The 20,656-nt window shown below is 59.3% G+C and carries 27 protein-coding genes and 1 tRNA gene; 23 read left to right on the top strand and 5 right to left on the bottom strand.

Annotation, left to right across the window (positions count from 1 at the left end):
- The first annotated feature begins 5 nt into the window (after positions 1-5).
- Positions 6-1,820, top strand: coding sequence for a DNA cytosine methyltransferase (locus OPV09_RS17605; RefSeq protein WP_338678946.1), 1,815 nt, complete (start codon positions 6-8; stop codon positions 1,818-1,820).
- Positions 1,821-1,831: 11 nt separating this feature from the next.
- Here the strand turns inward: OPV09_RS17605 and OPV09_RS17600 are convergent, their stop codons facing one another.
- Entirely contained in the window at positions 1,832-2,023 is a 192-nt protein-coding gene (locus OPV09_RS17600; protein WP_338678945.1) for a hypothetical protein, read from the bottom strand.
- A gap of 34 nt (positions 2,024-2,057) precedes the next feature.
- Here OPV09_RS17600 and OPV09_RS17595 point away from each other — a divergent pair, with 34 nt between their 5' ends.
- Positions 2,058-2,486 carry a hypothetical protein gene (locus tag OPV09_RS17595; protein ID WP_338678944.1) on the top strand — a complete coding sequence of 143 codons (429 nt, stop codon included), beginning with the start codon at positions 2,058-2,060 and terminating at the stop codon, positions 2,484-2,486.
- Here the strand turns inward: OPV09_RS17595 and OPV09_RS17590 are convergent.
- A complete protein-coding gene (locus OPV09_RS17590; protein ID WP_338678943.1) occupies positions 2,483-3,148 on the bottom strand; it encodes a hypothetical protein in 666 nt (221 codons plus the stop codon). The two genes, OPV09_RS17595 and OPV09_RS17590, sit on opposite strands and share 4 nt — an antisense overlap.
- 68 nt (positions 3,149-3,216) lie before the next feature.
- Between OPV09_RS17590 and OPV09_RS17585 the strand changes: the two genes are divergently transcribed.
- On the top strand, positions 3,217-4,209 hold the full coding sequence (locus OPV09_RS17585; RefSeq protein ID WP_338678942.1) for a phosphoadenosine phosphosulfate reductase family protein: 993 nt from the start codon (positions 3,217-3,219) through the stop codon (positions 4,207-4,209).
- Positions 4,206-4,334, top strand: a complete 129-nt coding sequence (locus OPV09_RS17580) for a hypothetical protein (protein WP_338678941.1) — start codon at positions 4,206-4,208, stop codon at positions 4,332-4,334. Before OPV09_RS17585 ends, OPV09_RS17580 begins: the two co-directional genes overlap by 4 nt.
- 29 nt (positions 4,335-4,363) lie before the next feature.
- On the opposite strand, the gene OPV09_RS17575 is transcribed toward OPV09_RS17580, so the two are convergent.
- Positions 4,364-4,570 (bottom strand): hypothetical protein, encoded by a 207-nt coding sequence (locus OPV09_RS17575; protein ID WP_338678940.1) that lies wholly within the window; start codon positions 4,568-4,570, stop codon positions 4,364-4,366.
- Positions 4,571-4,604: 34 nt separating this feature from the next.
- On the opposite strand from OPV09_RS17575, the gene OPV09_RS17570 reads away from it, so the two are divergent.
- The 5 genes from OPV09_RS17570 to OPV09_RS17550 all read left to right on the top strand — a co-directional run bounded on the left by OPV09_RS17570 (position 4,605) and on the right by OPV09_RS17550 (position 7,707).
- Positions 4,605-5,096, top strand: a complete 492-nt coding sequence (locus tag OPV09_RS17570; RefSeq protein WP_338678939.1) for a nuclease domain-containing protein — start codon at positions 4,605-4,607, stop codon at positions 5,094-5,096.
- Between the two features lie 106 nt (positions 5,097-5,202).
- Positions 5,203-6,159, top strand: coding sequence for a YdaU family protein (locus tag OPV09_RS17565; protein WP_338678938.1), 957 nt, complete (start codon positions 5,203-5,205; stop codon positions 6,157-6,159).
- On the top strand, positions 6,146-6,994 hold the full coding sequence (locus OPV09_RS17560) for an ATP-binding protein (RefSeq protein WP_338678937.1): 849 nt from the start codon (positions 6,146-6,148) through the stop codon (positions 6,992-6,994). Before OPV09_RS17565 ends, OPV09_RS17560 begins: the two co-directional genes overlap by 14 nt.
- Positions 6,995-7,030: 36 nt before the next feature.
- A complete protein-coding gene (locus tag OPV09_RS17555; RefSeq protein ID WP_338678936.1) occupies positions 7,031-7,363 on the top strand; it encodes a hypothetical protein in 333 nt (110 codons plus the stop codon).
- On the top strand, positions 7,360-7,707 hold the full coding sequence (locus OPV09_RS17550) for a DUF1064 domain-containing protein (protein ID WP_338678935.1): 348 nt from the start codon (positions 7,360-7,362) through the stop codon (positions 7,705-7,707). The genes OPV09_RS17555 and OPV09_RS17550 overlap by 4 nt, the downstream gene beginning before the upstream one ends.
- 18 nt (positions 7,708-7,725) lie before the next feature.
- Here the strand turns inward: OPV09_RS17550 and OPV09_RS17545 are convergent, their stop codons facing one another.
- Complete coding sequence (locus OPV09_RS17545; protein WP_338678934.1) at positions 7,726-8,556, bottom strand: hypothetical protein; 831 nt, start codon at positions 8,554-8,556, stop codon at positions 7,726-7,728.
- Positions 8,557-8,913: 357 nt separating this feature from the next.
- Between OPV09_RS17545 and OPV09_RS17540 the strand changes: the two genes are divergently transcribed.
- Complete coding sequence (locus tag OPV09_RS17540) at positions 8,914-9,408, top strand: hypothetical protein (RefSeq protein WP_338678933.1); 495 nt, start codon at positions 8,914-8,916, stop codon at positions 9,406-9,408.
- A gap of 235 nt (positions 9,409-9,643) precedes the next feature.
- Here the strand turns inward: OPV09_RS17540 and OPV09_RS17535 are convergent, their stop codons facing one another.
- The gene (locus tag OPV09_RS17535) at positions 9,644-10,426 is read right to left on the bottom strand and encodes a PEP-CTERM sorting domain-containing protein (protein ID WP_338678932.1); all 783 of its coding nucleotides are present in this window, start codon (positions 10,424-10,426) and stop codon (positions 9,644-9,646) included.
- A 172-nt stretch (positions 10,427-10,598) separates the two neighbouring features.
- Here OPV09_RS17535 and OPV09_RS17530 point away from each other — a divergent pair, with 172 nt between their 5' ends.
- The 13 genes from OPV09_RS17530 to OPV09_RS17470 all read left to right on the top strand — a co-directional run bounded on the left by OPV09_RS17530 (position 10,599) and on the right by OPV09_RS17470 (position 20,648).
- Positions 10,599-10,787 carry a hypothetical protein gene (locus OPV09_RS17530; RefSeq protein WP_338678931.1) on the top strand — a complete coding sequence of 63 codons (189 nt, stop codon included), beginning with the start codon at positions 10,599-10,601 and terminating at the stop codon, positions 10,785-10,787.
- Positions 10,788-11,107: 320 nt separating this feature from the next.
- A tRNA-Gly gene (locus OPV09_RS17525) sits at positions 11,108-11,181 on the top strand.
- 77 nt (positions 11,182-11,258) lie between these two features.
- Positions 11,259-11,405, top strand: coding sequence for a hypothetical protein (locus tag OPV09_RS17520; RefSeq protein WP_338678930.1), 147 nt, complete (start codon positions 11,259-11,261; stop codon positions 11,403-11,405).
- A 142-nt stretch (positions 11,406-11,547) separates the two neighbouring features.
- A complete protein-coding gene (locus OPV09_RS17515; RefSeq protein ID WP_338678929.1) occupies positions 11,548-11,796 on the top strand; it encodes a hypothetical protein in 249 nt (82 codons plus the stop codon).
- Between the two features lie 254 nt (positions 11,797-12,050).
- A complete protein-coding gene (locus OPV09_RS17510; RefSeq protein ID WP_338678928.1) occupies positions 12,051-12,686 on the top strand; it encodes a putative metallopeptidase in 636 nt (211 codons plus the stop codon).
- 30 nt (positions 12,687-12,716) lie between these two features.
- Positions 12,717-13,178 (top strand): DUF2280 domain-containing protein, encoded by a 462-nt coding sequence (locus OPV09_RS17505; protein ID WP_139089442.1) that lies wholly within the window; start codon positions 12,717-12,719, stop codon positions 13,176-13,178.
- A complete protein-coding gene (locus OPV09_RS17500; protein ID WP_338678927.1) occupies positions 13,165-14,445 on the top strand; it encodes a terminase large subunit domain-containing protein in 1,281 nt (426 codons plus the stop codon). The genes OPV09_RS17505 and OPV09_RS17500 overlap by 14 nt, the downstream gene beginning before the upstream one ends.
- A gap of 14 nt (positions 14,446-14,459) precedes the next feature.
- On the top strand, positions 14,460-15,827 hold the full coding sequence (locus OPV09_RS17495) for a DUF4055 domain-containing protein (protein WP_338678926.1): 1,368 nt from the start codon (positions 14,460-14,462) through the stop codon (positions 15,825-15,827).
- Positions 15,828-17,048 (top strand): hypothetical protein, encoded by a 1,221-nt coding sequence (locus OPV09_RS17490; RefSeq protein ID WP_338678925.1) that lies wholly within the window; start codon positions 15,828-15,830, stop codon positions 17,046-17,048. It abuts the gene before it with no gap.
- Positions 17,049-17,378: 330 nt separating this feature from the next.
- Positions 17,379-17,783, top strand: coding sequence for a hypothetical protein (locus OPV09_RS17485; protein ID WP_338678924.1), 405 nt, complete (start codon positions 17,379-17,381; stop codon positions 17,781-17,783).
- 113 nt (positions 17,784-17,896) lie between these two features.
- Positions 17,897-18,706, top strand: coding sequence for a DUF6651 domain-containing protein (locus OPV09_RS17480; protein ID WP_338678923.1), 810 nt, complete (start codon positions 17,897-17,899; stop codon positions 18,704-18,706).
- A gap of 142 nt (positions 18,707-18,848) precedes the next feature.
- Positions 18,849-20,213, top strand: a complete 1,365-nt coding sequence (locus tag OPV09_RS17475) for a P22 coat - protein 5 family protein (protein WP_338678922.1) — start codon at positions 18,849-18,851, stop codon at positions 20,211-20,213.
- 57 nt (positions 20,214-20,270) lie between these two features.
- Positions 20,271-20,648 carry a hypothetical protein gene (locus OPV09_RS17470; RefSeq protein ID WP_338678921.1) on the top strand — a complete coding sequence of 126 codons (378 nt, stop codon included), beginning with the start codon at positions 20,271-20,273 and terminating at the stop codon, positions 20,646-20,648.
- The last annotated feature ends 8 nt before the right edge of the window (positions 20,649-20,656 follow it).

The following is a 20,656-nucleotide window of genomic DNA, read 5'->3' as shown; positions in this document are numbered from 1 at the left end:
TTAGCATGAAGCGCGATTCCTTCACTACGGCCATGCCTATTACTTTCGGTTCGGTATGCAGCGGTCTTGAGGCTGCCAGCGTCGCCTGGGGGCCGCTCGACTGGCGCGCCGCCTGGCTGGCCGAGATCGAGCCATTCCCTTGCGCCGTGCTGGCGCACCACTATCCGGACGTACCAAATCTGGGCGACATGACCAAGGTCGCCGCCTTGATCCGCGACGGCTTCGTGCCTGCGCCTGACGTGTTTTGCGGCGGCACGCCGTGCCAAGCGTTCTCGATTGCGGGCCTGCGCAATTCGCTCGACGACGAACGCGGCAACCTTTCCCTTGTTTTTTGCGAGATTGCAGATGAAATTGACGCACGACGCGCAGCAGCTGGACTTCTTCCAGCCGTTGTCTTCTGGGAAAACGTCCCTGGAGTCCTCTCCACAAAAGATAATGCCTTCGGCTGCTTCCTTGCTGGCCTTGCCGGTGAAGATGATCCAATCGAACCGCCAGGGGGCAAATGGGCGTACGCTGGTTGTGTGTATGGCCCCGCGCGAACAGTCGCGTGGCGGACCCTTGACGCCCAATATTTCGGAGTGGCCCAACGACGCCGTCGTGTGTTCGTTGTCGCAAGTGCTGGAGAAGGGTTCGATCCCGGAACGGTACTTTTTGAGTTCGACGGCGTGCGCCGGGATTCTCCGCCGAGCAGAGAATCGCCGCAAGACATTGCCGGTACAGTTAGAGCGAGCGCTGCGCGCCGTGGCGGAGTGCAGGACGAATGCGGCCTCGGGTTGCAGCCAGTCAGTACCGAGGATATTGGCGGAGCACCACAGGGCGACGGGGAAGACCTTGCTTTCGGTGCTGCCTTAGCCGCTCCGGTGGCACGTAGCATTGAGCGTCCGCGCGGCGATGGCCTGGACACGCTCATCGCTGGAACGCTGCAGGCTAATGGCAAGGCCGCCGGCAGCGCGACCCAGCAGGATGCCGAGGCCGGCATGCTTATCCCTATGGCTTTCGGTGGCAACAACCAAGCAGGTGAAATTTATGTTGCCACCGCTTGTCGCGCGCATGCCGGGCCTCACTTCGATTTTGAGAGCGAGACGTTCCTGGTGCTGGCCGCGCCCATCGCCTTCAGCAGCAAGGACTACGGCGGCGACGCCAGCTACGACCTGTCACCCACGCTACGTGCTGGAAACCACGCCCGCAGTCATGCCAACGCCGGCAGCCCGCCGGCTATCGCCTTCGACGCGCGCCAGGACTGCGTGAGTAGTACCAGCGTCTTTGGTGCTCTGGGCACGTCCCGCCCGCAAGCGCAGGCGGTCTGCATCACCGGCGACATCACGCACACTCTTAAAGCCGAAGGCTTCGATGCCAGCGAGGATGGCACTGGGCGCGGGCAGCCAATTGTGGCTGCATTCGCCGAGAACAGCCGCGCCGAAATCCGCCTGGAAGGCGGCGACGGCAGCCGCACCGACGCGCTGTCGACCGGCGGCGGTAAGCCCGGCCAAGGTACGCCAATGGTGCTGACTGGCATGGCAGTCCGCCGCCTCACGCCCCGCGAGTGCGAGCGCCTTCAAGATTTCCCCGACGACTACACCCTCACTCCGTTCGGCCGCGCTATCCGCGCGGAAAAGCTTGATCAGGACTGGATCAAGTACCTGATGCGCGGCGGCGTGATGGCACGCGAGCAGATTGCGCGCGCGGCAGCTGACGGGCCGCGCTACAAGGCCATCGGCAACAGCTGGGCCGTGTCGAACGTGGCATGGCTCGGCCGCCGGATTGATGCTGCTATGCGCGCCAACTTCGCGCATGAGCGCGAGATTGCGAGGGTGGCGTGAATATTAAAAATTTATTTGTGGTCGGCGGCTACTGCCGCAGCGAAGTTGGTAGCCAAAGCCTGAATGATGGCAGCCAATACTTCGGAGTTGTTTATGCCGGGGAACTGCCTGTTGTGAAGGTCTACAGCAATTTTCAACTGTTTTGCGGTGATCTCTGTTGCTGCCTCAAGTTGCGATTTTTCAACGACGCTGAGTGTGTGCATAAAACCTCCTTAATTGCGGGAAGGAAATAATATCATGATAACTAACCCTGCTCAGACTATTCGCCATCATCTGGCGAATCAAGCCGCGCCCGCTTATTCGTTGATCCGCAAGGTCTGCGCTTGCGGTAAGGCCAGCACCGCCAAGCAGTTGGCCCAGCACGGCAAATGCGCCACCTGCGCGCTTGCCGCCGTCCGTGCCGCGATCATGCCTGGCGACTTCGCCAAGCTGCAGCACATGCTGGGCGCCGTACAGGGCAAGCGGAAGAATCGCTGGGGCTATCGCAACTACTATTGCGCGAACATTTCCGGCGCTGCGCGGGAGGCGATGCAGCGCCTGGCCGATGCAGGCCTGGTCATTGCCGGCCACGAAAGCGAGACGCAGGCCTACTTCCACGCGACCCGCCTGGGTTGCAAGGCTGCTGGCCTCGACGCCGCTGGCATCAAGCGCGCGATGGAGGATTAATGATGGTTAAATTGATCGGTCGTGCCCAATTCAACTTTGAGCGTCGCGTAGTGTTGGGAAATTTCTTCCACTCTTCTGCCGATTTCGTCCTGGGTGAGTTGAAGCCTCAGTTCGGCATGCTGGACATTGTTCCTCACGCTCTCGAAATCCCTGTCGAAAGCTTCGATCCAGATGATCAGCATCGACAAATCTTGAGTCAAATTCAGCAGCGCAGTAGTGGCACTCGCACTTCCTACATCGTGCACTGGAATGGCGCGAAGTGCCTTGACGATATCATTCGTAGCCGACTCTTGATATTCAACAAATCGACGGAAAGGGTCATAAGGCTTTTCACTAAAAACCCGCCCAATACAGTCGGCATTATCCCGCGCTACCAGGCAAATGGCGAGGAATGCAGATTTCTTTCGAGCATGCTCGCGGTCCTGAATAGTCGTTGCAGTACGGAGAGCATGCTGCGCCTGTCGCTCGCCAAAGAAATATGTGGCGAACAGCGCCACCACCGTGCCAATGGCTTGCACCCACGATGCGGCGTCCGCAGAGGCCGGTCCCTTTTTAGGATCTACGATAACTGCGCTCAACGCCACAATCATAAATGTAAAGATAATAACAATAATGGACGCAAAAAACCATTGCGCAGCTTCCTTCTTCCAAGGGGCGATCATTTGTTCTCCGGTGCGCATCTAGCCGAGATGTCTCATGCTGCGATGTATTGTCAAAAGGCAATATTATCATGAGCCTGATCCACTTGATTTCACTTTCAGGCGGTAAGGACAGCACAGCTACCGCTATTCTCGCGCTGGAACAGCACGGTATGGCCGCGTGCCGCTTCGTCATGGCCGATACGGGCAACGAGCATGAGAGCACGCTGGAATATGCACTGGACTACTTGCCAGCGGCCCTTGGCATCAAGGTCGACGTGGTGCGTGCTGATTTCGCTGATGAATTCGCCACTAAGCGCGCCAACCTGGCGCGCATCGCGGCCGGCGAACCGGAGTCTGCCGTGTATGGGAAGCGCAAGTTCATGTATCACTGGACGGCCGAGGCCGCACAGCGTGCGCTTGAGCTGCTGCACCCATCTGGAAACCCATACCTGGACCTTTGCATGGTGCGGGGTGGCTTCCCATCGCGCAAACGGCAGTTTTGCACGGAATACCTCAAGACCAAGCCGTTGACGGAGTTCGCAATGGATTTGATCGATCGTGAATGCGATGCGATCTGGTCCTGGCAGGGCGTGCGGATCGACGAAAGCCAGTCGCGCCGCGAGCGTCTGCAAGGCACTGGTGCGTGCGTCAAGCACTTCGAAGTGGTTGGCGGTGGCCTGTTCACTTACCGGCCAATCTTGCGCTGGAACGTCGGTGACGTGTTCGAGGCACATCGGCTGGCCGGCATCGAGCCAAATCCGCTCTACAAGCAAGGGATGTCGCGCGTCGGCTGCATGCCTTGCATCAACTGCAGCAAAGGGGAGCTGCACGAGGTGTCACGCCGGTTCCCTCAGCACATCGCTCGAATCGCGGAATGGGAGGCTCTGGTTTCGGAAGTTTGCCGACCGCGCTCGCCCGTATCGTTTTTCCACATGGGCACCAAGGCGCATGCTGGCCAGGCATCGACTATCGAAGCAGTGGTTGAGTGGTCGAAGACGAGCCGCGGCGGCAAACAATTTTCACTGCTCACAGCGTTGGACGAGCCAACGGCGTGCAGCTCTGCTTACGGACTTTGCGAATGATGAAGAATATAACCAGCGACAAATGGCCCGGCAAGCGCGCCTCACCGGTCACCACGACCATCATGGATACGGTTTATGCCAACGGCGCCGTGCAGCCGCAGCTGCTCTCGGAGGGCGAACTATGAACAACTTGCTTTGCCCTGTCCTCGGGAAATTAGGCATTTGCCTTTATCCCCACGCGCCCGGCGTAATTGGTCGCAATAATTTGCGCAACCGCAATCACTTCATCCTTTCCATGGGGGCCTGCGTTGCTCCTGAATTTAACAAGCACCTCATGCGCGAGCTGGAGTTGTTGAAGCGCAAGGCCGGCTGCTTCGTTGTTCAAATTAGTTTGTGCTGGGCTTGCGGCGGTGATTGTCATGTCGATCCCTTGGTTAGCGAAAAGGCATCATAACATGATGCGCCGTTCACCCATGAAGCCAGGCAAGCCCCTGGCGCGCACGCCATTCAAGCGTATCTCGCCCATGCCCAGCACCGGCATGCTCTCCGTACAGTCGCACCAGCGCACGGCGCCGAAGCGCAAGGCCGGCTTGAAGTCGAAAGGCCCTGTCTCGACGCCGATCCGGCGCGCCGCGCGCGGACAGGACTGCACCCTGCGCCTGGCCGTCTGCAACTTCGACCCTGACACCACCGTGCTCTGCCATTCAAACTTCTTGGCGGACGGGAAGGGCATGGGCCTGAAGGCACCGGACACGGTCGCTGCGTTTGGTTGCAGCGCGTGCCACGACGTGCTCGACGGCCGGCGCCGGCGCCCGGTTGATCTGCCGCTGGCCGGCCTGGAGGCTGCCTTTCGCGCGGCCGTCGGCACTACACATGAAATTTTACGGTCGATGGGCCTGCTTGATGTAGCGCCCAGTGACCAAAAACAAAAAATGGAACACAAATGACGCGAATTATCTTCCGTAAATTCGTGCTTGGCGGCATGCCCGGCACCTTGGGCTTCCCGCTGGTGGCTGCGCTGTTCGGCGCGGCGCGTGCGCAGGAGGCTCGGCCTTGAACTACTTCGAGCACCATATTGGCGACTATGACAAGAATACCTCGCACCTTTCCGCCTGCGAGGACGGGATCTATTGCCGCATGATTCGGCGCTACCTCGACAAGGAAATGCCACTCGATCCGGACATCGAGGAAATAAAACGTGTCGTTCGCGCACGCAGCCGTGAAGAAAAAAAGGCGGTTGACGTCGTTCTCAAAGAGTTTTTTTCTCTCGCTGCCGATGGCTGGCACCACAAAACGTGTGACGAAATTATCTTCGCATTCCAGGCCGGCGAGCCAGAGCGCGAGGCGAAGAAGGCGAACGAGGAAACACGCATGAGGCGACATAGAGACGAGCGTGCAGCCCTGTTTGCCCAGCTTACGGCTGCTGGGCAGCACGCTGCTTGGAATATCGGAATCAAGGAACTCCGGGCGATGGCGAGTGCGTTGCAGGCCCCGAAAATCCCGGAACCTGAAACGCCACCTGTAACGGCACCTGCAACGCCTGCAACGGCTACCCAAACACCAATACCCAATCACCAAACACCAATATATAAAACCTTGTCGGAGAAAATCCCCGACTCGGCGATTCCAACGGTGCCTGTGGTCGATATCAAGGAAGCCAGGGAAAAACGCAAGCACAGCGCTGACGACGAGAAGTGCGCACGTTGGCTGTTCGGCCGGGTGCTGGCGAACAACGACTCCGCCAGGCAGCCGAACTTCGACACCTGGGCTGACGACGTGCGGCTGCTACGAGAGCGGGACAAGCGCACCCACGCGGAAATCTGCGAGCTTTTCCAATGGGCCCAGGGAGATGCGTTCTGGTGCTCGAACATCCTCTCGCCGGCAAAGTTGCGCGAGAAGTGGGATCAACTGACGATGAAACGAACGCCTTTGGGCGGAAAGACGGCACAGCATGGAAACTTTGGCAAGCAGGATTACCACAAGGGCGTTGGGGCAGATGGCACCTTTTGAAGGCAAGAAGCGCTTCGTCAGCGCGAAGATCGAGCGCTGCCCAATGCACGGCGAGTACACGGCAATGCTGATTCGCGGCGCCTGGTCCGGCTGCCCGGACTGCATGAACGTCGAAGACCAGGTGCGCGAGGCCGAGCAGCGCGCCGCCTGGCGCCAGGAACTTAAGGCGCGCGAATGGAGCGCAAAGCTCGGCCGTGCTGCTATTCCCGAGCGTTTTGCTGATCGCCGCCTCGAATCGTACCGGCCGGACTGCTCAGGCGCCGAGCGCGCGCTGGCCGTAGCCACCCGGTACGCCGAGAACTTCGAAGACGCCCGGGCCATTGGCGCATGCCTGATCTTCGCCGGGGATGTCGGTACCGGCAAGACGCACTTGGCCGTGGGCATTGCCCACCACATCATGGCGCAAGGGCGCCAGGCGGTCTTCACGTCGGTGATGCGCGCGGTGCGCTCCGTCAAGGAAACCTACGCCAAGGGCGCCGGGCGCACCGAGGCGCAGGCCATCCGCGACCTGGTCGATCCTGATCTGCTGATCCTCGACGAGGTGGGCGTGCAGCACGGTAGCGACACGGAAAAGCTGATCCTCTTCGAGATCATCAACGGCCGCTATGAGGCGGCGCGCCCGACCATCGTCATCAGCAATCTGGACGCTGCCGGCCTGGAGCAGTTCCTGGGTGCGCGGGCGTTTGACCGACTGCGCGAGGGCGGCGGCAGGCTGGTGGTCTTCGATTGGGAGTCGCACAGGGGGAAGCGCCCGAGCGTCCAGGCTGCGAATGCCGCTCAGGATTTGCCTGAGGCACCGCCGCACTGCGCAAGGGCCATGGCCGCTACGAAGTGACGTACCCATCAGAAAAAACGGCTTAAAAGGCTTTAAATGAAAAATCAAGAAAACAAAATCGCAGCAAACAAACGCCTGGCCGAGCTGCTGGGCTGGTCCAACATCGTCGAGGTGGGCGGCGCTCTGGTCGGCACGCCGCCGGCTGGCGCCGCCGCAAGTCGCGGCCAGGCCATGGTGCCGGACTGGATGGGCGGCTGGGCGGCGGCCGCGCCGCTGCTTGTGCAGTTTGAGATCCGGCTGATGCCGATGTCGGTCGGCGTCGATGCCAGCGGCTTCCTGGAGTGGTACCGGTTCTATCCGGACAGGGACGCAGCTGCGCGCGCAGCAATCGTCAAGGCGGTCACTCATCGCCTAGAGAAAGCGCAATGATGGCCCGTGGCTTGCAGGCACTGGGACGCCTCAAGGTCGGCGCCATGAACAAGACCGAAGCCGCGTATGCGCAGACGCTGGAGCTGCGCAAGGCCGCCGGCGAGGTGGCCTGGTACAAGTTCGAAGGCCTGAAATTCCGCCTGGCCGACAACACGTTTTATACGCCCGACTTCGCCGTGCAGCTGGCCGACGGCGCGCTGGAGGCGCACGAAGTGAAAGGGCATTGGCAAGAGGATGCACGCGCGAAGATCAAGATCGCGGCCGACATGTATCCGCTGCGCTTCGTTGCCGTCCAAGTGCTGCCGAAGAAGGCGGGCGGCGGCGGGAAAGTAGAGGAATTTTGATTGTGGTTCTAAATCGGATTAGACGTCCGAAGTATCAGTGTCTATTCGAAGTGATTTTGGATATTTTTGACGCCTAAAATAAAGCAACGTAGCAGACATACATACATAAAGACCCCCTGTTATATATACCGAAAGTAATTCTGGCTGCGGACTTGAAGCCATGAAATTTTTAATTTCATCCGGGAAAAATAAAGAAAGTAAAATTGCTGCGAGTCCAATTATTAGGACAATCCATAAAAATGGTATGGGATTGATTATGGAGGAAATCGCCTTTATGTTGTTTGGATAATCAGTCTGACGTTTTCCGTTAATTCCTTTAGGGATTCCTTTAATTGTGCCGATTATTCTCGTATTGATGTCCTCACTAGTGTGCAGTAATTCAATTACTGCGCCGTCGTCAGTGTCTAAAAAGGAAAATACTAATTCTACTTCGTTTGATTTTGTGGTGGATAGCGAACACTTTAAATCGTTCGCAGTCCGTGAAACTTGTAAAATCGTAGCTGATAAAATTGTTCCTTTGTTGTCTGTTACAATCTTGAGTGGATCGGATGATGCTATATGATCTCCATCAATTGTTTTTTCTCCTGAATTCCAAAGTGTAATAATCGATCGCGTCAGCCTTGGTATATTTCGACCATTGTAATCAACTTTTATTCCCGTGGGTAAATTAGACCCGGCTAATCCCAATAGTCTTTTTCCTGAACAGTGGAATGTAAGTGCAGTTCTTTGTCGTGTGAGGAAAAACGTTGCTATTGCTGCCGCTAGGCCTACAATTCCTATCAAAGATCCAACCCAACCAGGAGCGAGAAGACTCAGTATGTTATTTACCCAAGCTGTAAAATTTGTCATATCGTATTTCTTTATGATTTAAGTTTTATATGGAAAAAGTTATTATGATGGCCCATTAATATTTTATGATTTAACACAATGGGTCAGATTTTAGCTCTCTTGTAAGTGCTATTTTGATGTGCATTCTAGTATTTCTTGGAAAGATTTTTTTGTTAGTTTCTATCGTACAACATTTCGCAGGTGGCGGTATTGATAGTTGGTATTATTTTTATTGTGACCGCAGCTTAAAATATGTAATTCGACTAATACCATGTGCTGCTGCAAGGCCGTCATGGGTGTTAACATCTGCCAATACAACGAAAGGCAATTATGGGTTTTACAGACCGCTACATCGCATCGATAGGTTCGAGCAACCTCATGGACGACGCGCAGCACCACCAGACGGACCCGCTGGCCGCTGCAGCGCTTGCCGGCGACATTGGCGCGCTGCTTTGTCGCGTGAAGTACGCCGACGGTACGCTCAACCGCATGTTCGAGGGCAGCCAGCAGAACCTGGCCCAGCTGCTGCGCATCTGGACCGCCGAAGTGATCAAGCGCGGCCGGTTCCGCCGCTGGGTGCCAGAAAATACAGCCTGGGATGCGGCAGCGGCGCAAGCGCTTTACCGGCGCGTAGCCGAGAAGTCGCTGGCGCACTGGCTCGACGGCACGTGCAAAGGCTGCAGCGGCACTGGTGTCAAGGTGCTGCTGGGGAATGGACTGTGCACGTCGTGCAAAGGAACCGGCGTCGCGGCAGTGTACGGCGTGGCCGGCCTGGAGCTGGAGCGCGTCAAGGATATGGTCAGCGAGCTGAGCTCCATTCACGACAGTCATTCTGGCCGGGCGGGCGGTCTGTTACGCGGCGGAGACATGTAGCGCAAGTTTTCTTTAAGCCTGTGTTTACAAACAGTATTTCTGCGGTATACTTCAATCCTCAGTTCAAGAAAATTCTTCCGGAAATCGTAATGTGCGCATCGCGCCACCGATAGCTGGAACTCGCGACAGTACCCGGACCCAGCGCCGTACCTGCACGCCTTGAATTTGCCGCTCACCACGCGCTATAGTCGTGGGAGCAAACAAATAAGCCACCTCATGGGTGGCTTTCCCATTTCTAGGCCTGCTTGTTGCGCCGGCGCGTCATGAAGCCCAATAGGCCGAGGCCGGCCAGCATCATGGCGTACGTTTCTGGCTCTGGAATCGGATTGACGCCGCCAAAACCGTCCACGTACGCATAGCCGGTATGGCCGCTGAAATAGCAGTCTGCTGCTGCTACCGAGAGCGTGAAGTCGTGGCCGGACAGGCTGGAATCGATTGTGAGGCGTTCGACTTGCCATAGAGGCGTGTAGTAATAATTGCCAAACGTTTCAAATCGTGTGTCAACGCCGCCACCGCCATTACCGGCATTGTAAAAACGGCTGACCAATTCAGTGCCCGTGGTGTCATCGCGCAGCGAGATGAATAGCGCTGCTGATTCGTTATCGGCGTGGCCGCCGTTTTCAAGCACGGCCTTCCATGTAAAGAAAATATTGGATTCGGTGTAGTTGCTGACCGATTGGCTGATCACCGAAGCGTAGCCGCCACTGTTCCTATCCTCGACTCGGTACGAATATTTTCCAGCGTACACGGTCGAGCCCAGATCGGAGCCAATGATCGGGTCAACCGTGCCGGCCGCGATGATGTCCGAGCGCGTAGCGGGGCCACTGTAAAGGCTGCCTCCAGGTAGAAGCTTGCCGGGATTGAGGGAGGCGTTGAGCGTGTTGCCGCGGTACCCTTCACCGGTGGTCCAGCCGGTCGCGTTGCCGTTTTCGAAGCCACCATTTTTGAAATTGTCCGCTTGCACAGCGGCGCTGGCGAGCCAGAGCGCCAGTGTCGCCCAATAAAATTTTCGGTTCATGGTTTTCCTGTGGAATAAGTTAGGTCGGGCAAATGCCCGGAGCCAAACAGAGCAGGAAGCGTGCCATTTTACTAAGTCGCTGAATTTAAATGAAAATCGCCTGAGCTTGCTGTTTTACGAGGTACGAGTGTAAAAAAACTCGACAGCCGCAACAACCAGCATAGCGACGTGAATGACAGCTTTCGAGGTTGCTTTGTCCGAAACCACCCATCCGCCACACTACCTGGCACGCGACTACCTGGAGAGCCGCGCACCGGCGCCAGATCGGCTACCCACGCGGGAAGAGGTGCGCCGCGAGCTGGGCTGGACATTGATTGCTGTGGAGCACCAGACGCAGGCCGAGGATGACGAACGAAACTGAACTGGCCGGATGCGCGCGCGAGTATGCCGTCGCAGGCCTGAAAAGGAGGTGCGCCGTGAAGTAGCGATCCAGCAACCAAATAGATCAATCAGTCGGGCGCCGCCGCGAGGCTGCGCGCCAAACCGACGCTGGGACGCTGTCACCCAGCACCAACAATCCAACGTGATATCTCAGCTACCATCTTCGCAATCGCGCAAAGTTGAGCTGTGCGCTGTATGTAGAGCCAGAAAAAATCGTATTTGGTCATAGAGGCCTCATTGGTTGTTTGTTCAATCATGAGGGAAATGCAAATACGATTCCTCTGGTGGGTTTTCCAAAACGCGGGTGTAGCTCAATGGCAGAGCGGAAGCCTTCCAAGCTTTCCACGAGGGTTCGATTCCCTTCACCCGCTCCAGTTTCCCTTGCCCGGCATGCCGGGTTTCGCCGCCGGTCGCATCGCTGCGCTGGTGGCTTTTCTATTTAAGGTGCCGTATGTTCGATATCGACTTCCGCCGGATGATCATCACCATCACTCTGGCGGGTGCGGTAATCGGCGGCGCCATCGTCGCACTCGTGTTGCTGGCCTGGCCCTGGTTATGGGCGATGGCCAAGCCGGCGTTGCACACCTTGACCACCTGACACTTGCGACTGCCAGCGCGCTCCAGTGGCAGAGCTTGAAGAAACGGGCGCAGCTCACCGACGTAGCAAAGATCCAGAGGAATCCAGCCGCGATGCACCGCGGCGCCTGCTGGGGGCGGGCGGTGACACAACGAAAGCCGAAATGCAGAAAACCCAGCACTCATCAAACAACGGCGTGCTCTGCGCGCCTGCAGGCTGGGATCAGGCCGAGCTGCCATGCAACGCGCTGCCGATCACGCGCACGCACGTGGGAGATCTGCCTGCCGTGGTGTCGTACTGGCGGCCAGATGCTGCTGAACTGGCGGCGTTGAATGCTGGCGGCGCCGTTCGGCTGTGGGTGGTGGGCGCAACGATGCCGCCCGTGATGCTCGACGTCGACGGCGCGAGCTAATTTAGGATACTTCGCCACGCTACATTCCAAATCCATTCGAAGAACGGACGCAGATAGTAGGCGAACTTAGCAAGGTCAGTGGCGACGGCCAGAATGCGGCGGAAGTTGAGGTAAATTCGTTTCATGTGGTTTCTCCTTTGAGGTTTGGACAGTGGGTGCCGCGCGCCTACCCGTTAAAGTGCGCAACTGCTCGGCAAGGGCATTGCGGGATAGGCCTGCGTCTCGCCTATAGTGTGGGTTAGGAGCAGCAAGCGATGAAGAAAAAGCAATTCGCCACACCTGGCGCTCGTCCATTCCCTCCGGAGTCCTTTGCCGACCCGCTGAGCGGCCGCTACTTGCCGGCACCCGAGGTGCTCAAGTGGGTGCGCTCAACCATCCTCACCGAACGCGGCGCGCTCTACAACGAAGACCACGCCCACTTGGAATGTGCCGATGTGCATTTCATGTGGGCACCGATGGGCTTCGTGAAGGCTGGCCGCACTGTGCTGGGCCAGTGCGAGGAAGTGACGTTCCGCTGTGGGCCGTGGCAGAAGGGCCGCCAGCAACAGCAGATGGCCGACTGGTTCGGCGCGGTGCCGGACTTCCTCATTACCCTGGACGCATCGTATTGCCTGACCTGCAGCGACGCCGAATTCTGTGCGCTGCTCGAGCACGAGCTTTATCACATCGCCCAAGAGATGGATGACTTCGGCGCGCCGGCCTTCAACAAGTACGGGCTGCCGAAGCTGTGCATGCGCTCGCACGACGTCGAAGAGTTTGTCGGCGTGGTCCGGCGCTACGGCGCAGGCGAGGACGTGCAGCGCATGATTGACGCAGCAAAGACCCCGCCAGAAGTGGCGAAAATCAACATAGCGAGGGCGTGCGGAACGTGTCTTCTAAAGGCTGCGTAGCCTTTACGTTGCTTTACAGGAAACTAAAACATGGCCGCACTCAAGGACGAGGTGAAGCTGTACGTCGTCACCGCGCTGGCCTGTTTCGACTCGCCGACGCAGGTTTCGATAGCAGTAAAAGAGGAATTTGGCCTCGATGTGAGCCGCCAGCAGGTGTCCTGCTACGACCCGAACACGTACGTGGGCCGCAACCTGAGCCTGAAATGGCGCACGATCTTCGAAGAGACGCGCGCCAAGTTCCGCGCCACTGCCGAGGAAATCCCGATCGCCAGCAAGGCATTTCGCCTGCGCGGCCTGGCCCGGCTGGCACAGAAGGCCGAGAGCATGCGCAACTTGCCGTTGGTGGCCAGTCTCTACGAGCAGGCCGCCAAGGAAGTGGGCGACATTTACGTGAACAAGGGCAAGGCCGAACCGAACGACCAGCTGCCAACACCCGTGCAAATCATCATCGGCGTCAAGGATGGGGCGCGAAAGAACGATGACCCAACTTGACCTTAATATCCCGCAGGCTGCATTCCTGAACCTGCCGCATAAGTACAAGGCTTATGTTGCTGGTTTCGGCTCCGGTAAGACCTTTGTGGGGTGCGTCGGCATCTGCATGCACTTCTGGCAGTGGCCAGGCATCAGCCAGGGTTACTTCGCGCCGACTTATCCGCAGATTCGCGACATCTTCTATCCCACGATGGACGAGGTGGCCTATGCGATGGGCTTGCGCATCAAGGTGAAGCAGGGTGACCACGAGGTCGAGGTCTACGAAGGGCGCCTATATCGCGGCACCGTCATCTGCCGCTCGATGGAGAAGCCGGAAACTATCGTGGGCTTCAAGATTGGCCACGCGCTGATCGATGAGCTTGACGTGATGCCGATGCTCAAGGCGCAGACGGCCTGGCGCAAGATCATCGCGCGGATGCGCTACAACGTGCCGGGCCTGCTTAACGGCATCGACGTGACCACCACGCCGGAGGGCTTCAAGTTCGTCTATCAGCAGTTCGTGAAGGCGGTGCGCGACAAGCCCGCGCTGGCGACGCTGTACGGTCTGATCCAGGCCAGCACCTTCGACAACGAGCTCAACCTGCCAGCCGATTACATCCCGTCGCTGTTGGCCAGCTACCCGCCGGCGCTGATCGATGCGTATTTGCGTGGCAAATTCACCAACTTGACCAGCGGCTCGGTTTATCCGGACTTCGACCGCTTCAAGAACCGCACAACGCAGATCATCCTGCCTGGCGAGCCGCTGCAGGTAGGCCTCGACTTCAACGTGCTGAACATGACGGCGTGCATCAACGTGGTCCGCGAGGGCCAGCCGATGACACTGGCCGAGCGTGTGAAAGTGCGCGATACGCCGGCCATGGCCAGGATCCTGACGGAGGACTTCAAGGATAAAGGCCACCAGGTGAAGATTTTCCCGGATGCGTCCGGCCAGAACACCAGCAGCAAGAACGCCAGCGAGTCCGACCTGTCCATTTTGCGCCAGGCGGGCTTCCTGCTCGAAGTGAACCACTCAAACCCTGCAGTCAAGGACCGGGTCAACGCCTACAACGGCATGATCCTGAACGCCCAGGGCGAGCGCCGCTGGAAGATCAACACCGACCAGTGCCCGACGACTACCGAGGCGCTGGAGCAGCAGGTATGGGGTGCTGACGGCCAGCCGGACAAGAAGTCTGGCCACGACCATCCGAATGACGCAAACGGGTACTTCCTCGTGAAGCGCTACCCGATCGTGAAGAGCACGACGACGACCGCGCCGCTGCGCATGTAATAACAAGGATTTCCATGACCGACGCCGTACGCAAACAATCAGCCGAAGCCGCGAAGCTGAATGAGGATTGTGGCCTGGTTGCCGCGCTGCTGGGTGGCACCAAGACGATGCGGGCGGCTGGCAAGAAGTATTTGCCGCAGTGGCCAGGCGAGGACAGCGAGAGCTACGACCTTCGCCTGGCTGTGGCCACGCTGTTCCCGGCCTATGCTCGTACCATTGATGTGCTGTCGGCCAAGCCGTTCAGCAAGCCGGTAACGCTGGGCGAGGACGTGCCGGAACGGCTCAAGCCTTGGTTGCAAAACGTCGACCTGGCCGGACGCGACCTGCACAGCTTTCTGTCCGAGATCACCCAGGAGGCGATGGGCTACGGATTCTCGGGCATCCTGGTCGACTTCCCGAAGGCTGGCAACCTGGTCACGAAGGCAGACGAGCAGGCCGCTGGCGTGCGTCCGTACTTCGTTCAGGTGCACGTGCAAAACATCCTGGGCTGGCTGCCGAAGAATGCCACCAGCCTGGAAGGCTTGACCCAGCTGCGTTTGCTGGAGAGCGTGTCCGAGCCGGATGGCGACTTCGACACCAGGGAAATCGAGCAGGTGCGCGTCCTCGGGCGCGGCACCTGGCAGACCTGGCGCCAGCGAGAAACGGCTGGCAAAAAGGATTGGGTGCTGCATGAGGAGGGCGCCACCACACTGAAGCGCATCGCATTCGTGCCCGTCTACGGCAAGCGCCTGGGCTACATGCAGGCCACGCCGCCGCTGCTCGAGCTGGCGCACAGCAACGTCGAGCATTGGCAGAGCAAGAGCGACCAGCAGAACATCCTGCACGTCGCGCGCGTGCCGATCCTGTTTGCCAAGATGCTGGGCGAGGGCGGCATTACGGTCGGCGCCGGCAGCGCGGTCAAGTCGGAATCGCCCGAAGGCGACCTGAAGTTCGTGGAGCACGGCGGCAAGGCCATCGAGGCCGGCCGCCTGTCGATTCTCGATCTGGAAGACCGCATGCGCCAGGCGGGCGCCGAGCTTTTGGTGATCAAGCCAGGCAACGTGACCGAATCGCAGACCCTGGCCGACAACGAGCAGGGCGCATGCGCGCTCCAGAAGATTGCGGGCAACGTCGAAGACGCAGGCGACCAGGCGCTGCAGTTCATGGCTGAATGGGTGGGGGAGGCCGAAGGCGGCCACATCACCATTTTCAAGGACTTCGGTGCCGCCTCGCTGGCCGAGGCCAGTGCCGAGTTGCTGTTCAAGAGCGTGGCCAATAACCGGATTTCCGGTGAAACCTATTTCAACGAACTACAGCGCCGCGGCATCGTGTCGCCAGACCTGAAGTGGGAGGACGAGCAGGAGCGTATCCAGTCATCCCCGCCTGACCTGGTGGCGGCATAGATGGGCGCGCTCGAAGAGTGGCTTGCTGAGATGTTCCTCGTGCACTCCCTGAACCTGCTGCGTTTCTCGGCTGGTACGCAGGATAAGATCCTGGCCCTGATGGGCACCATGTCAAAGGAGCTCACGGCAAAATTGAACGAGGGCGAGATATCGACCTACGGCAAGCAACGCCTGGGTGTGCTGTTGCGTGAATCGAATGCGTTGATTTCTTCGCATTACACGGGCATGCAGGCCGAAATGGCCCGCGACCTGACCGGCATGGTGCGCATTGAGGCCGATTACACGGCCAAGGTGCTGACGCAGGGCCTCAAGATTGAGCTGGGCGCCAAGCTGCCGCCTGCCACTTACCTCGAAAAGCTCGTCGGCGACACGCTGATCAAGGGCGCGTCGTCAGCGGACTGGTGGAAACGCCAGGCGCTCGATACGCAGTTCCGGTTCGCCAGCCAAGTGCGGCTCGGCGCGGCGCAGGGCGAAACGACGTCGCAGATCGTGTCGCGCGTGCTGGGCAAGAGCGCGAAGGCGGCCGATTCGCTGGCCAACAAGCCGGCATTGCCTGCCACGCCTCCAATGCCCGATGCGAAGGCGCCGCCCGCCGGGCCGGCAACGAAGCCGAGTGCGCCGCCAGCTGATCCGGCCGCCAAGCCTCCCGGTGCCGCGCCGGATCCTGTTGCGCCGGGCGAGCAAGGCATCTTGAAAGCGTCAGCCGCAAACGCGCGCGCGCTGGTGCACAGTTCGGTGCAGGCCGTGGCCAACGCCGCTCGGCTGGCCTCGTTTAAGCAGAATGCGGACCTGATCGAGTGCCTGGTTTGGCTGTCGACGCTTGATTCGCATACCTGCCTGCTGTGCGCCATGCGCGACCTGCACGAGTACTCGCTGCACGATCAGGAACCGATCAACCACACGCACGAGTGGGCGGGCGGGCCTGGCGCCATTCATTTCAGCTGCCGCTGCGTGCTCAGCACGCGGACCAAGTCATTCAAGGACCTGGGCATTGAGCTGGACGAGCCGGGCGACAGCACGCGGCCCAGCGACGGCGGGGCGGTCAGCAGCAAGATGAACTTCAAGGACTTCCTGGCCAGCAAGGATAAGGCATGGCGGGCTGAGTACTTGGGCCCCGGCCGTGCTGAGATGTACGAGGCGGGCAAGATCACGCTGAATGACCTGATGAACCTCAAGGGGCGCAAGCTGACACTTGAGGAACTGCAGGCGAAATATAAATAAAGATCGCAGGTCGTGACTCAAGACAAGGGGACGTAATGGAGTCAGGTGGAATGATCAATATTTGTGTGATGTGGGGATCTTTCGCTCAACAGCAACTCGGTCAACTCCCTTCGGCGACGAGTGGGTCTTGCGCCGGGGCATGGCACCCGAATACAGCCCTTACGTTTTCGGCGCAAGAGCAGTATGACCAGAACATGGTCACCGATCCAGAAATGATGCGGCGATATCGCCCGATGTTTCGATGATTTAGACCGCTCAGGCGTTTTCTTATTACCAATGAAGGCCGCCCGTGCAACCAGGCGGCTTTTTTTATGCCGCAAGCGAGGACGCATGGAAATTGCACTGCAAGTCGCGGCTGCCGTATGGGGCGCGTGGATCGCCCTCAACCTGCTGATGGTGACTCTCGCGGTGACCATCCTGCCGGTTCAGCAGGTGCACTTCGACGGATTCCGGGCGCGGCTGCCGACCTCATTGCCGACGCTGCTGGCGCCGGCTGAGATCGCCGCTGTCGTGGCACACGAGCATGGTCACGGCCATCACCTGCATACCTGGACCAACCTGGTGCTGCGATGCCTGCTTTTGACTCCCGGACCGCAGCGCCGGCGCCGACAGGAACTCGAAGCCGACGACTATGCTGTTGCGCGCGGGCACGGCGCCCACTTGGCCAGCGCGCTGCGCAAACTGTCGAGCCATCCCGATGATGTATCGAGAGCCGAGCGTCTGGAGCGCATGTAGCACAAACGAATTCACCGACCGCCCTTGAGACGGTTTTTTATTGCCGCAAGCGGACGCAACGCGGCGCACGGCCGGAAGGCCACTGATAGGGCGGATGCCCGGAAAGAACGACCATGCCATTCAAATACAACGCAGACGGAACCATTGCGATCGACGGCGAGAAGAAACTGCCGATCTTCATTCACCCCAACGGTACCGAAGCGCCATTCGATGCGGATACCACGCTGGGAACGATCACCCGCCTGAACGGTGAGGCCAAGACCCATCGCGAGGCGAAGGAGGTTGCCGAGCAGCGCCTGAAGTCGTTCGACGGCATCGAAGACGGCGTGGCCGCCTTGGCTGCACTGAACACGGTGAAGAGCCTGAGCTCCGGCGAATTGAAGACGGCGGCTCAAGTCAAAGAAATCCAAGACGCGGCTGCCAAGACCGCGCAAGAGCAGGTTGCGGCGCAGGCCAAGGCAAGCGCCACACAGCTGCAGGAACTGACAGCGCAACTGGAAAAGCGCACCAGCGAACTGAATACCCACATGATCGGCGGCGGCTTTTCCAGCTCGAAGCTGTTCACTGACGACAAGCACCCGCTGCGTCTGGCCATCCCACCCGAAATGGCCAAGGCGTATTTCGGCAACAACTTCAAAGTCGAGGACGGCAAGACCGTTCCGTATGACGCCGCCGGCAACAAGATCTTCTCGCCGACCCGCCCGGGCGAAATCGCCGACTTCGATGAAGGCCTGGCGCAGTTGGTACAAGCCTGCCCGTTCAAGGATCAGATCCTCAAGGGTTCCGGCGCATCAGGTGGTGGTGCGACGGGCGGTGGTGCAGGCGCTGGCGCAGGCAAATCCATGACGCGCGCCGCTTTTGATGCAGCGACGCCGGCCGCCAAGGCGGAATTCGCCAAGGGCGGCGGTGCCGTTACAGATTAATCACTGCCGACATTGAGCAAACCTTTTCTATTTCCGCAGTATTGCAACGCATAGCCAACGCCTGGATGGGGGTTGGTGCTTTGGGCTGGATGGCCTGTCTGTTTTAAAAAATTCCAAATCACCAACTTTTAAAGGCTTTACCATGAAGAAAACCCTGCTGTCGGTCATGGCCCTGTGCGCTATGACTATGTCTCTGACCGCGTCGGCGGCCACAGCGATTGCCCATAAGGCCGTCGAGATGCTGGTGGCCGTGCTGGCAAAAGCTGATTTCACCGGTCGCCTGCTGGTCGAACTGGCATATCGCTATATCTCCAACTATGCTGCGCGCACCGGCCTGATCCTCGGCGCCAACTCGCTGAACGGCCTGGTCACCACCATCTACAGTGCTTCGGACCAGGTTGCACGCGAGCTGGTCGGCTTCATCCCGGCAGTTTCCGCAGATATGAACTTTACCCGGGCGGCGGTCGGCCAAGAGGTTACGTCGCCAGTCGCGCCTGCCGCGACTGCTACCGATATCGCCCCAGCCGTGACTCCGCCGAATGACGGCGACCAGAACATGGGAAAAAAAGGCGTGGTAATCACCAAGGCGCGCCGCGTGCCGATCCGCTGGAATGGCGAAGAGCAACTTGCCCTGGATAACAACGGCGCTAGCTATAACGTGATCCTGCGTGATCAGATTTCTCAGGCCATGCGTACCTTGGTGAACGAAGTCGAGAGCGATCTGGCAGCGCTGTATGTCAAAGCGTCCCGCGCGTGCGGCACTGCCAACGTCGCACCGTTCGCCACTGCTGGCGACCTGACCGACACCGCTGGCGCGCTGCGCATCCTGGAAGAGAACGGTGCCCAAGGCCTGGACTTCCAGCTGGTGCTGGGCTCGGCCGCGATGGTCAACCTGCGCGGCAAACAATCTGGCCTGTTCAAGGTGAACGAGGCCGGCCGAGAAGATATGTTGCGTAACGGCATGACTGACCGCCTGCAGGGCTTTGCACTGCGCAACAGCTCGGGCATCAAACTGCATTCCAAAGGCACCGCCGCTGCCGCAACTACCAATGCCACTGGCTATGCTGTTGGCGCCACTGTCATCACCCTGGCAGCAGCTGGTACTGGCACTTCACTGGCTGGCGATACCATCATCTTCGCTGGCGATACCAACCAGTACGTCGTGTCGAGCGGCGATGGCGATGTCTCGAACGGCGGCACGATCACCCTCGCAGCGCCAGGTCTGCTGAAGGCCATTCCGGCTGCGGCCACCGCTATCACCGTAGCCGCTTCCGGCTTCCGCAACATGTTCTTCGCCCGTTCGGCCATCCAACTGGCTACGCGCGCACCGGCGCTGCCGAAGCAGGGTGACTCGGCCGTTGATCGCATGCTGGTCACCGACCCGCTGACCAATCTCACCTTCGAGATCAGCATGTACGCCCAGTACCGCCAGATGCAGTACGAAGTGGCGCTGGCATGGGGCTGCGGCTCGGTCAAGGATGAATTCATCGGCATCCTGCACGGCTAACCATCAACCCGGCCCGGCTAGCACTGCTGTGCTGCCGGGCCTCACCTGGAATACATCATGGACACCATCAAAATCGTATCGACGGACCCGCGCACGCAGGGCCCGTTCGTCGTGATCAACAAATCCGACTTCAACCCAGACGTGCACGAGCTGTACGGCGACGACAACGACCTGGGCGCGCCAACCGAGCGTACGCCAACCATCGCCGAACTGCTGGCGGCGCGCGATCAGCTGCTGGAACGCGAGCGCGAACTGGCCACCGAGAAGGACCGCGTGGCCGAGCAGGCCCGGGCCAACGAGCTCGAAGCGCATCGCTTGCGCGACGAAGCGGTAAGCCTCCAGCTCGCCAAGGATGCCGCCGTTGCACAGTCGCAAGTTGCATCGGCCACGGCCACCGCCACGGCCGAAAAGCCAGCCAAAGCCGCCAAGGCGTAATCCCTGGC

Origin of the sequence: Janthinobacterium sp. TB1-E2 (assembly GCF_036885605.1) — a bacterium.
In the GTDB taxonomy this organism is placed as follows: domain Bacteria; phylum Pseudomonadota; class Gammaproteobacteria; order Burkholderiales; family Burkholderiaceae_D; genus Janthinobacterium; species Janthinobacterium aestuarii.
The sequence above is the reverse complement of the archived record's forward strand: the minus strand, read 5'-3'. Positions and strand labels throughout refer to the sequence as shown.

Excerpts from the sequence above, each read along its gene's own strand:
- OPV09_RS17605 (WP_338678946.1), top strand. The coding sequence starts at position 6 with ATGAAGCGCGATTCCTTCACTACGGCCATGCCTATTACTTTCGGTTCG.
- OPV09_RS17600 (WP_338678945.1), bottom strand. The coding sequence starts at position 2,023 with ATGCACACACTCAGCGTCGTTGAAAAATCGCAACTTGAGGCAGCAACA.
- OPV09_RS17595 (WP_338678944.1), top strand. The coding sequence starts at position 2,058 with ATGATAACTAACCCTGCTCAGACTATTCGCCATCATCTGGCGAATCAA.
- OPV09_RS17590 (WP_338678943.1), bottom strand. The coding sequence starts at position 3,148 with ATGATCGCCCCTTGGAAGAAGGAAGCTGCGCAATGGTTTTTTGCGTCC.
- OPV09_RS17585 (WP_338678942.1), top strand. The coding sequence starts at position 3,217 with ATGAGCCTGATCCACTTGATTTCACTTTCAGGCGGTAAGGACAGCACA.
- OPV09_RS17580 (WP_338678941.1), top strand. The coding sequence starts at position 4,206 with ATGATGAAGAATATAACCAGCGACAAATGGCCCGGCAAGCGCGCCTCA.
- OPV09_RS17575 (WP_338678940.1), bottom strand. The coding sequence starts at position 4,570 with ATGACAATCACCGCCGCAAGCCCAGCACAAACTAATTTGAACAACGAA.
- OPV09_RS17570 (WP_338678939.1), top strand. The coding sequence starts at position 4,605 with ATGATGCGCCGTTCACCCATGAAGCCAGGCAAGCCCCTGGCGCGCACG.
- OPV09_RS17560 (WP_338678937.1), top strand. The coding sequence starts at position 6,146 with ATGGCACCTTTTGAAGGCAAGAAGCGCTTCGTCAGCGCGAAGATCGAG.
- OPV09_RS17555 (WP_338678936.1), top strand. The coding sequence starts at position 7,031 with ATGAAAAATCAAGAAAACAAAATCGCAGCAAACAAACGCCTGGCCGAG.
- OPV09_RS17550 (WP_338678935.1), top strand. The coding sequence starts at position 7,360 with ATGATGGCCCGTGGCTTGCAGGCACTGGGACGCCTCAAGGTCGGCGCC.
- OPV09_RS17545 (WP_338678934.1), bottom strand. The coding sequence starts at position 8,556 with ATGACAAATTTTACAGCTTGGGTAAATAACATACTGAGTCTTCTCGCT.
- OPV09_RS17540 (WP_338678933.1), top strand. The coding sequence starts at position 8,914 with ATGGACGACGCGCAGCACCACCAGACGGACCCGCTGGCCGCTGCAGCG.
- OPV09_RS17535 (WP_338678932.1), bottom strand. The coding sequence starts at position 10,426 with ATGAACCGAAAATTTTATTGGGCGACACTGGCGCTCTGGCTCGCCAGC.
- OPV09_RS17530 (WP_338678931.1), top strand. The coding sequence starts at position 10,599 with ATGACAGCTTTCGAGGTTGCTTTGTCCGAAACCACCCATCCGCCACAC.
- OPV09_RS17520 (WP_338678930.1), top strand. The coding sequence starts at position 11,259 with ATGTTCGATATCGACTTCCGCCGGATGATCATCACCATCACTCTGGCG.
- OPV09_RS17515 (WP_338678929.1), top strand. The coding sequence starts at position 11,548 with ATGCAGAAAACCCAGCACTCATCAAACAACGGCGTGCTCTGCGCGCCT.
- OPV09_RS17510 (WP_338678928.1), top strand. The coding sequence starts at position 12,051 with ATGAAGAAAAAGCAATTCGCCACACCTGGCGCTCGTCCATTCCCTCCG.
- OPV09_RS17505 (WP_139089442.1), top strand. The coding sequence starts at position 12,717 with ATGGCCGCACTCAAGGACGAGGTGAAGCTGTACGTCGTCACCGCGCTG.
- OPV09_RS17500 (WP_338678927.1), top strand. The coding sequence starts at position 13,165 with ATGACCCAACTTGACCTTAATATCCCGCAGGCTGCATTCCTGAACCTG.
- OPV09_RS17495 (WP_338678926.1), top strand. The coding sequence starts at position 14,460 with ATGACCGACGCCGTACGCAAACAATCAGCCGAAGCCGCGAAGCTGAAT.
- OPV09_RS17490 (WP_338678925.1), top strand. The coding sequence starts at position 15,828 with ATGGGCGCGCTCGAAGAGTGGCTTGCTGAGATGTTCCTCGTGCACTCC.
- OPV09_RS17485 (WP_338678924.1), top strand. The coding sequence starts at position 17,379 with ATGGAAATTGCACTGCAAGTCGCGGCTGCCGTATGGGGCGCGTGGATC.
- OPV09_RS17480 (WP_338678923.1), top strand. The coding sequence starts at position 17,897 with ATGCCATTCAAATACAACGCAGACGGAACCATTGCGATCGACGGCGAG.
- OPV09_RS17475 (WP_338678922.1), top strand. The coding sequence starts at position 18,849 with ATGAAGAAAACCCTGCTGTCGGTCATGGCCCTGTGCGCTATGACTATG.
- OPV09_RS17470 (WP_338678921.1), top strand. The coding sequence starts at position 20,271 with ATGGACACCATCAAAATCGTATCGACGGACCCGCGCACGCAGGGCCCG.